An 8,993-nucleotide genomic window follows, 5' to 3' on the forward strand; every position below is an offset into this window, starting at 1 on the left:
ATCAATTTCTACGTGCAGATGCTGCGCCCCGGCGAGAAGACCTTGCCGCAGCGCGAGACCGCCAGCCTGCTCTTGGCGCCGTTCCGCGGCAACGGCCATTCGATCATCGACGGCAAACGCTATGACTGGAACCAGTTCGACACCATCGCCATACCCGGCGGTTCCTGGGTCGAGCATGTCAACGGCTCGTCGAGCGAGCCGGTGATCTTCTTCGGCGCCACCGATGCGCCGACGCAGAAGGCGCTGCTCCTCTACAAGCGCTGGGGCCGCAACCAGGCCGGCGATCTGCTCCGTCTCGTCTAGTTCCGGTCCTCCGGCAGGCAATGTCCACGCCGCCATTGGCGGCGTGGACATCGAAATGGAATTTCAGCAGCAAGGGCGTATGCATTTGGTTTCGGCGTTCAACACAAAGCAGATCGGCCATGTCGACTGCCCAGGCGGCGGTCAGGTCTGGGTCGACGGCAACATCCTTTATATCGGCCACATGCGGCCGCCGAGCGGCACGACGCTGGTCGACATTTCCGACCCGCGCAATCCGCGCAAAATTACGACGATCGATGTCCCGCCCGGTTGGCACTCGCACAAGGTGCGCGCCAAGGACGGACTGATGATCATCAACCACGAGCGCTTTGGCGACGCCGGCCCGGCTGATTTCGGCGGCGGACTGGCGCTCTACGACACCACCAAGCCGGCACAGCCGAAGCTCATCTCGAAATGGATAACCGGCGGCAAGGGCGTCCACCGCTACGACTTCGACGGCCGTTACGCCTACATATCGCCGACCGCCGACGGTTATGTCGGCAACATCGTGATGATCCTCGACCTGATCGATCCCGCGAAGCCGGTCGAGGTCGGACGCTGGTGGATACCGGGCCAGTGGACCGGGGGCGGCGAAGAGTATCCTTGGCACGACTATGTCACGCCGCGCTGTCACCATCCGCTGCGAATGGGCGACAGGCTCTATGTCAGCTACTGGCATCATGGCTTGTTCATCCTCGACATTTCGGACATCACCAAGCCGAAGCTGGTCTCGCACGTCAATTCGAGCCCGAGCTTTCCGCATCCCACGCACACCTGCCTGCCGATTCCACAGCCGCTCAAAGGCCGCAACATCATGGTGGTGGCGGACGAGGATGTCGCCAAGCTTCGGCCATCGCCGCCGGCCTTCACCTGGATTTACGACATCACTGATGAGACCAACCCGTTGCCGATCTCGACCTTCCAGGTGCCAGGCCTCGACACGGACGGTTCACCGCAGCCTCAGATGACCGGCTGCCATCAGCCTTCCGAGCGGTTCAATGGAACCGTCATTCCGTTTGCGTGGTTCGCGCAGGGGCTGCGCCTCGTCGACATCGCCGATCCGTTCGCGCCAAAGGAAGTCGGTCATTTCATGCCCGACGCGCCGGAGGGCGCGGAGCGTTCCTCGTCCAACGACGTGACCATCGACGACCGCGGCATCGTCTACCTGATCGATCGCATCCGCGGCGTCGACATCATCGAAACCAGCGTTCTCTAGGGGGATATGTTGAGCGACAGCACGCGAAAATCCGCCAGCCACTACGCCATCGGCAACAAGAACCCGAACCTGCCGTTTCATCCGGCGGTGCGTGCCGGCGATTTCATCTTCGTCTCGGGCCAGGTGCCGAAAGACGAGAATAACAACATGATCAGCGGCACGATCGAAGAAGAGACGCTGGCGACGCTGAAGACCATCGCGCGCGTCATCGCGCATGAAGGCGCGACGCTGTCGGATGTCGTGCGGATCACCACCTATCTCGAGGATACGCGCGATTTCGGCCGCTACAACAAGGCGTTCCTCGAAGGGATCGGCGACGCCGTTCTGGCGCGCACGACCGTCGAGGCAAAAGCGGTCATCAACACCAAGATCGAAATGGACGCCATCGTCTACAAGCCGCTGCCGGCGAGCAAGTAGGCCCTGGACACTAGCGAGGAGAAGACATGTACAAGCTGTTAGGCCGCCAGACATCAGGCAACGTCCAGAAGGTGCTCTTCATGCTCGAAGAGTTGGGAGCGTCCTACAAGCGCGAGGATTATGGCCGCCAGTTCGAGAACACGCAGACGGCGGAATACAAGGCGCTCAACCCGACCTCCAAGGTGCCGACGCTGGTCGACGGCGACACCGTGATCTGGGAGTCCAACACCATCCTGCGCTATCTCGCGGCATTCGGCGGCGAACAGTTGAATGGCGCCACGCCGGCGGAAAAGACCGAGGTCGAGCGCTGGATGGACTTCCTGCTGGCGGCAGTCAATCCGGGCTACCTGGCGGCCTTCAAGGGCGCCAAGCTCACGCCCGAGGAACAGACCGCCGAATACAAGGAACAAGTGAAGGACCTTGTCGCGCAGCTCAAGATCGTCGACGGCCACCTGGCCGGCAAGGACTTCCTGGCGCTCGGCAAGCTGACCCTTGCCGACATTGCCTGCGCGCCGATCCTGAAGCGCTGCGTCGACTTCAAGATCGACCGGCCGTCAATGCCCAATCTGGAGCGCTGGGTGGCCGCGATCGCCGCTCGGCCGGCCTTCAAGGCGGCAACCACTGCTGCTCCCGCAAAGGCCGCATGATGATCAAGCGCGCCGCTCTCATCGGACTGGGAACGATGGGTCCAGGCATCGCCGCGCGGCTTTCGCGCGGCGGGCTCGATGTGACGGCGTATGACGTTTCGCCAGGGGCAATCGAGCGCGCCCGCGGCATGCTCGATCTTGCCGGCGGCGTGCTCGACCGTCTCGACATCGAGGCGCCCGGGACTGGTGCCGGCAAAGTGCGTTTCGTCGAGACGATCGCCGAGGCCGTCGATGGCGCCGAACTGGTGATCGAGAACGTGCCCGAGAATATCGACATCAAGGCGCAGACCTATCGTGACATCGATCCGCTGATCGGCCCGTCCGTCATCGTCGCGTCCGACACGTCGGGCATTCCGATCACCAAGCTGCAGGCGCATATCTCGCATCCCGAGCGGATGGTCGGCATGCACTGGTCGAACCCGCCGCACATCATCCCGATGATCGAGGTGATCGGCGGCGAGAAGACCGCGCCTGAAACCGTGGCTGTTATCCGCGATCTCATCCGCTCGATCGGCCTGCTGCCGGTGGTGGTGAAGAAGGACGTTCCAGGCTTCGTCGAGAACCGCGTGCTCTATGCGCTGCTGCGCGAGGCGGTCGATCTTGTCGAGCGCGGCGTCATCGAGCCGGAAGACCTGGACACCTGCGTGTCGTGGGGCATCGGCTACAAGATCGCCGTCATCGGCCCGATGGCGCTGCTCGATATGGCGGGGCTGGATATCTACAAATCCGTCTCGTCCTTCCTGAATGCCGATCTCTCCAACCGCGACGATGTGGCGCCGATGGTTCTGGAGAAGACGGCTGCGTCGAAATTCGGCATCAAGTCGGGCGAGGGCATGTTTGCCTACACGCCCGAGCAGACAAAGGCGCTGCAAGGTGAACGGGCGCGCAAGCTCGTCGCGGTGCGGCGCATCCTGGAAGGCCGGGAGTAGCCAATGTCACATGGTGCGCACAGGGCCAGCCGGTTTGAGGAGTTCCACCGGTCGGCTGTTTGTGTGAAGGGCGCCTTCGCCATCAAGATGGTGCGGGTGCGGCAGAAAACAGCGCGCGGGGCGACAAGCCATGCGCATTGAAACCATCCGAGCCGCCGGCGACAGGCCGGCCCATATCCGCCATGACGATCTAATCTCCGCCAAGGGCGTTTCGGTGGTCATGGCCCGTCAGCTGATCCTCAGGAACATCGATCTTTCGGTGCCAAAGGGATCATTCGTTTCCCTTATCGGTCCTTCCGGATGTGGCAAGAGCACCTTGCTCAAGGTGCTGGCCGGGCTGGTGCAGCCTACCCAGGGCAGCGTTTCGATCGCCGGGCTCGCGCCGGTCGAGGCGGCGCGCAAGCGGATGATCGGCCTCGTCTTCCAGGACGCCAACCTGCTCCCCTGGAAAAACGCCGTCGACAATGCCTCGATGCTGCTCGGCATCGCCGACAAGTCGCTCTCGCGCTCGGATCTGCGGGCGCGCGGGCAGGAGATGCTGGAACTGGTGGGGCTGGGCGACAGCGCCCACAAGCGGCCAAACGAGCTGTCGGGCGGCATGCGGCAGCGGGTCGCCATTGCACGGGCCCTGGCGCTCGATCCGGCGGTCCTGCTGATGGACGAACCGTTCGGCGCGCTCGATGCCATCACCCGCGATTCGATGGGCCAGTCGCTGCTGGAGATCTGGCAGCGGACCGGCAAGACGATCGTGCTCGTCACCCATTCCATCGACGAGGCCATCCATCTGTCGCGCCATGTTCATGTGCTGGGGATCAAGCCGGGACGGATCACCGAGAGCCTCGACATTGCGCTGCCTTACCCGCGCGACCTGTCGGTCACCGAAGATCCGGAGTTCGTCAGGCTGGTGGTCCAGTTGCGAACGATGCTGCGCTCCAGCCATCAACCGGGAGGCGCGTCTTGAGCGACCAACCCATAATCGACCTTTCCGAGCCGCGCCTCGCCTCCAGCTGGAGTGCGGCGACCGGCAGCTGGCTGCCGGCTGTCATCCTCCTGCTGGTGACGATCGTGCTGTGGGAAGCCGCGGTGCGGATCTTTGCCATATCCGCCTTCATCATTCCCGCCCCGTCCGAAATCGCGAAGTCGCTGGTGGCGCAATGGGGCACGCTGATGCAGGCGACGCTGGTGACGGCGGGCGAGATCCTGTTCGGCTTCCTGGTCTCGGTCGTGGTCGGCATTGCCATTGCGCTGGTCATCGTGCGCTTCGATTGGTTGGGACGCGCGCTGTATCCACTGGTGGTGCTGTTCCAGAACGTGCCGAAAGTCGCCCTCGCGCCGATCTTCATCCTCTGGTTCGGCTATGGGCTGGCGCCCAAGATCGGCCTGATCCTGGTCATCGCCTTCTTTCCGGTGACGCTCTCCATGCTGGCGGGCATGCAATCGGTCGACCGCTCGCTGCTGTCGCTGATGAATTCCGTCGGGGCCAGCCCGACGCAGATCCTGTTCAGGATCCGCGTTCCGCACTCGCTGCCGAACCTGATGGCCGGAACCAAGATCGCCGCCACGTTGAGCGTGATCGGCGCCATCGTCGGTGAGTTCGCCGGGGCGTCGGACGGTCTCGGCTACGTCATCCAGTTCGCGTCGACCCAGCTCGACACGGCGCTGGTCTTCGCAGCGCTGCTGCTCGTTTCCGTGCTTGGCATCGCCTTCTACTACGCCGCCGAAATCCTAGAACGCATCGTGGTGCCGTGGGCGCCGAAATTCAGCCAATCCTAGGCCCGCTCGATCAACCAAATTCATAAAAGGGAACAAAAATGCTGAGACGCTCACTTATCAAGGCCGCTACCTTCGCGGCGTTTGTCACGGCACTCGGCTTCTCCAGCGCGGCTCTGGCGGCGGACAAGGTCAACGTCCAGCTCGACTGGGTCGTGCGCGGCAATCACGCCATGTTCTTCGTCGGCAAGGAAAAGGGCTGCTTCGCCAAGAACGACATCGATGTGGCCGAGATCCGCAAGGGATCCGGCTCGCCGGACGCGATGCGGCTGGTGGGCAATGAGAACGCGGATTTCGGGTTCGGCGATCTTCCCACGCTTGCCGTCGCACGGTCGCAGAATGTCCCGGTCGTGGCGCTGGCAGCCGTCAATCAGCACTCGCCGCTGGGGATCATTTCGCTGGCCAAGACGCTGAAGCTCACCAAGCCGTCCGACCTCAAGGGACTGACCATCGGCATTCATCCGGCCGGTTCCACCTACATCTTCTTCAAAGGCTTCCTGGCCGCCAATGGCCTGACCGAAAAGGACATGACGCTGAACAGCGTCTCGCCTCCCTATGAAAGCTATTTGCTGCTTGGCCGGGTTCAGACGGTCGTCGGCTATATCGATGCGGAGGTTCCCGAACTGGAAGCGAAGGCCGGGGGCCCGGGCTCGCTCAGCATCATGATGGGGGCGGACTATGGGTGGAAAGCCTATGGCTCCGGCCTGTTCACCTCGCAGGCGATGATCAAGGACAAGCCGGACGTCGTGCGCCGCTTCGTCAAGGCATATAGGGAGGCCTTCGACTATGTCGTGGCTCATCCGGAAGAGGCCGCCGAGATCACCGCCAAGGCAGCGCCCGGCTATGCGGACAAGAAGGACGTACTGCTGGCGCAGATCAATGCCGACATCGCCTCGACGTTCACCAGCCCGGACACCAAGGAACACGGTCTCGGCTGGATGACGAAGACGCAGTGGGAGGAGACCCTAAAGACGCTGACGGACCAGGGCGTGCTCAAGGCGGCTCTGTCGGCGGACGACGTCTTCACCGACGCGTTCCTGGCAAAGGAATAAGAGGCTCGCGATGTTCGAACGGACGCGGGAATGAGCGCCTACCGGCAGGCCAGGCTGTCCTGCGCCATGGCGCAGGACACATCGCGCTCGCCTTTCGCCGCATCGGTGCGGTCGAGCGTGATCTGCACGCGGGTGGCATATGCTCGGCTCGCCAGACCGCACCACAGCCGCTCGACGGGCAGGTTCTCGCGCTTGTCGTTGAGGATCGTGAACGTGCCGGTCTTCGCATCGAACCAGAGCTCGACGCGGGTCTTCTTGCCCGGCTCGATCGTTGCGATCCCGGCCGAATACCAGTGGGCGAAGTCGGCGTTGCAGGAGAGGCCTTCGCTGCCCGCATTCGAAATCGTCAACGGAACCATGTCGAGCCCGTCAGTGCCGGTGCGGACGACGACATGGTGCAACTCAACCGCGTTGGCGAAGGACGATAACGCCAGCATCACCGGAAGGGCATAACGGATCTTCACTTTGCCTGAGCTCCACAATGTAATTTTTCCTAGGCAGTCTATCTCGCTTTCGCGCAATAACAATAAGAATATTGATTGGTGAAACAACAGAGAGGGTAACATGTTAAAGCTTCTTAAGAGCAGTGTAAGTGCAGTTATATTAGTCGGTGTCTTGATTAGCGGCGCGCTTGCCGGCGAGGTCAAGTCGATCGCCATCCTGACGCCCGAAGAAGGCACGGACTACGGCTGGAACCAGCAAGGCATCGATGCCGCCAAGGCGGCTGGCAAGGCCGCCGGCGTCGAAGTGGTCGTGGCCCAGGGCCTCGGCTATGGCGATGTTCGCCCGACCTTGCGGGAACTTGCCTCCGACGGCGCCAGCCTGCTGATCGCGCATGCCAGCGGCTACAACACCTCGGCGCCTGAAATCGCCAAGGAATTGAAAGTTCCGGTGGCAATCGTCGACACGCCAGCCGGCCTGGAGAAGGGCCTTGTCGCCGACTATACGCTGAGCGGCCACGAGGGCGCCTATCTCGCCGGCCGTCTCGCCGCCAAGGTGTCGCGTTCCAAGTCGGTCGGCATCGTGGTGTCGGGCGAACCGCCATCGTGGAATTCGCAGTCGGCGGCGTTCGCGCAAGGCGTGAAGGCGGAGAACCCGGACGTCAAGATCACCTACGCGGTGATCGGCCCGGCCGCCTACAGCGATGCGGCCGGCGGCAAGCGCGTCACCGAAAGCGTGATCGCATCGGGCGCCGACATCATCTTCGGCCAAGGCAACGGTTCGAGCTTCGGCATGCTGCAGGCGGTCGAGACGACCAAGGCAGCCGATGGCGGCAAGGTCTATTTCATCGACGTCATCGGCGACAAGTCACCGATCGACAAGGGCTTCCTGCTGTCGTCGGTGGTGTGGAATATCGAGCCGGTCTATGCGGCGATGATTGCCGACCTGAAGGCGGACACGTTCGGCACCAAACACTATACGATCGGCCTCAAGGACGACTCGGTCAAGTTGCTGAAGACCGCTGCGATCCCGGACAATGTCTGGACGGAAATCCAGGCGCTGCGCGAGGACGTCATTTCCGGCAAGATCAAGGTCGAGCCGGTCTATGACGCGGCCGCCGTAAGGGCACTGATGACCAGCGTCGCCCAGTAAGGCGATCATGGTCGGCTGCCGGAGGGGTGATCCGTTCACCCCTCCGGACGATTCCTGTTTTTTGGTGCTGGGCTTCATGAGCGGTTTTTCTTCATCGTCCGTTGCCGGGCGCGACATCGTCGCGCTTGAAGGCGTGACCAAACGGTTCCCCGGCATCGTTGCCAATGACAGCGTCGACCTGTCGATCCGCCCGGGCGAAGTGCATGTGCTGCTGGGCGAGAACGGCGCTGGAAAATCGACATTGATCGGCATGTTGTCCGGCCTGCAGCAGCCTGACGAAGGACGCATACTGGTCGACGGCAAACCGACGCCGATCACCTCGCCACGCCATGCGCTGGCACTCGGCATAGGCACCGTATTCCAGCACATGATGCTGGTGCCGACGCTGACGGTGGCGGAGAACCTCCTGCTTGGCGGGCCGTGGTGGCAGCGCCCCAGGACCGAGGAACTGGCGGCGCGCGTCGCCGAGATCACCGGCACGCTCGGCATCACCGTCAAGCTTCAAGCCAAGGTATCGGAGTTGTCGCTCGGCGAGCAGCAGCAGGTCGAGATCCTGCGCGCGATGCTGCGCAACAGCCGGCTGCTCATCCTTGACGAGTCCACCTCCATGCTGACGCCGAAAGGTATCGACGAACTGGGCGCGCTGATGCGCCGCCTTGTCGAGCAGGGCCTTGCGATCGTCTTCATCACCCACAAGCTCAAGGAGGCGGCTGCCTTCGGCGACCGCATCTCGGTGCTGAAGCTTGGCCGCAAGGTCGGCGAGATTCCACCCGAGCGGTTTCGCACGCTGGGCGAACAGGAGATCGTCTCGGAGATCGTGGAATTGATGTTCGGCAAGCAGAAGGATGACCCGGAAGCCGTCGAGCGTCCTGTCCGCACTGCCCGCGCCGGCGCTGCCCCGCTGCTTCAGGTGACGGACCTGGCGGTAGCGGCGACGGACAATGCGCCGGGCCTGTCGTCGATCTCCTTCGACATCCGCCCGGGCGAGATCCTCGGCATAGCCGGCATCGACGGCAACGGCCAGAAGCAGCTGGCGGAAGCGCTGGCCGGCCAGCGTACAGCCACAAGC

10 protein-coding genes and 1 pseudogene are annotated in these 8,993 nt (G+C 62.9%); 10 read left to right on the forward strand and 1 reads right to left on the reverse strand.

Going from position 1 to position 8,993, the window contains the following annotated elements:
* The 8 genes and pseudogenes from EN879_RS13885 to EN879_RS13920 all read left to right on the forward strand — a co-directional run.
* Positions 1-303, forward strand: a pseudogene (locus EN879_RS13885) (gentisate 1,2-dioxygenase); the annotation flags it as partial.
* 55 nt (positions 304-358) lie between these two features.
* Positions 359-1,516, forward strand: a complete 1,158-nt coding sequence (locus EN879_RS13890) for a hypothetical protein (protein ID WP_013529859.1) — start codon at positions 359-361, stop codon at positions 1,514-1,516.
* 6 nt (positions 1,517-1,522) lie between these two features.
* The gene (locus EN879_RS13895; RefSeq protein WP_013529860.1) at positions 1,523-1,933 is read left to right on the forward strand and encodes a RidA family protein; all 411 of its coding nucleotides are present in this window, start codon (positions 1,523-1,525) and stop codon (positions 1,931-1,933) included.
* Between the two features lie 26 nt (positions 1,934-1,959).
* Positions 1,960-2,580: a glutathione S-transferase family protein gene (locus EN879_RS13900; protein WP_013529861.1), complete on the forward strand. Its 621-nt coding sequence runs from the start codon at positions 1,960-1,962 to the stop codon at positions 2,578-2,580.
* Positions 2,580-3,509, forward strand: coding sequence for a 5-formyl-3-hydroxy-2-methylpyridine 4-carboxylate 5-dehydrogenase (gene fhmpcd1 / locus EN879_RS13905; RefSeq protein ID WP_024505124.1), 930 nt, complete (start codon positions 2,580-2,582; stop codon positions 3,507-3,509). The genes EN879_RS13900 and fhmpcd1 overlap by 1 nt, the downstream gene beginning before the upstream one ends.
* A 130-nt stretch (positions 3,510-3,639) precedes the next feature.
* Positions 3,640-4,470: an ABC transporter ATP-binding protein gene (locus EN879_RS13910; protein WP_013529863.1), complete on the forward strand. Its 831-nt coding sequence runs from the start codon at positions 3,640-3,642 to the stop codon at positions 4,468-4,470.
* Positions 4,467-5,282, forward strand: coding sequence for an ABC transporter permease (locus EN879_RS13915; RefSeq protein ID WP_013529864.1), 816 nt, complete (start codon positions 4,467-4,469; stop codon positions 5,280-5,282). Before EN879_RS13910 ends, EN879_RS13915 begins: the two co-directional genes overlap by 4 nt.
* 38 nt (positions 5,283-5,320) lie before the next feature.
* Entirely contained in the window at positions 5,321-6,331 is a 1,011-nt protein-coding gene (locus EN879_RS13920; RefSeq protein WP_127274098.1) for an ABC transporter substrate-binding protein, read from the forward strand.
* 38 nt (positions 6,332-6,369) lie between these two features.
* Here EN879_RS13920 and EN879_RS13925 read toward each other — a convergent pair whose 3' ends face one another.
* Positions 6,370-6,795, reverse strand: a complete 426-nt coding sequence (locus EN879_RS13925) for a hypothetical protein (RefSeq protein ID WP_063168893.1) — start codon at positions 6,793-6,795, stop codon at positions 6,370-6,372.
* Positions 6,796-6,895: 100 nt separating this feature from the next.
* Between EN879_RS13925 and EN879_RS13930 the strand changes: the two genes are divergently transcribed.
* The gene (locus EN879_RS13930) at positions 6,896-7,924 is read left to right on the forward strand and encodes a BMP family protein (RefSeq protein ID WP_063168892.1); all 1,029 of its coding nucleotides are present in this window, start codon (positions 6,896-6,898) and stop codon (positions 7,922-7,924) included.
* Positions 7,925-8,000: 76 nt separating this feature from the next.
* Positions 8,001-8,993 (forward strand): ATP-binding cassette domain-containing protein (locus EN879_RS13935; protein WP_127274099.1); only part of this gene is annotated, 993 nt, incomplete at its 3' end.

Origin of the sequence: Mesorhizobium sp. M7A.F.Ca.AU.002.02.1.1 (genome assembly GCF_003998535.1) — a bacterium.
In the GTDB taxonomy this organism is placed as follows: Bacteria; Pseudomonadota; Alphaproteobacteria; order Rhizobiales; family Rhizobiaceae; genus Mesorhizobium; species Mesorhizobium ciceri.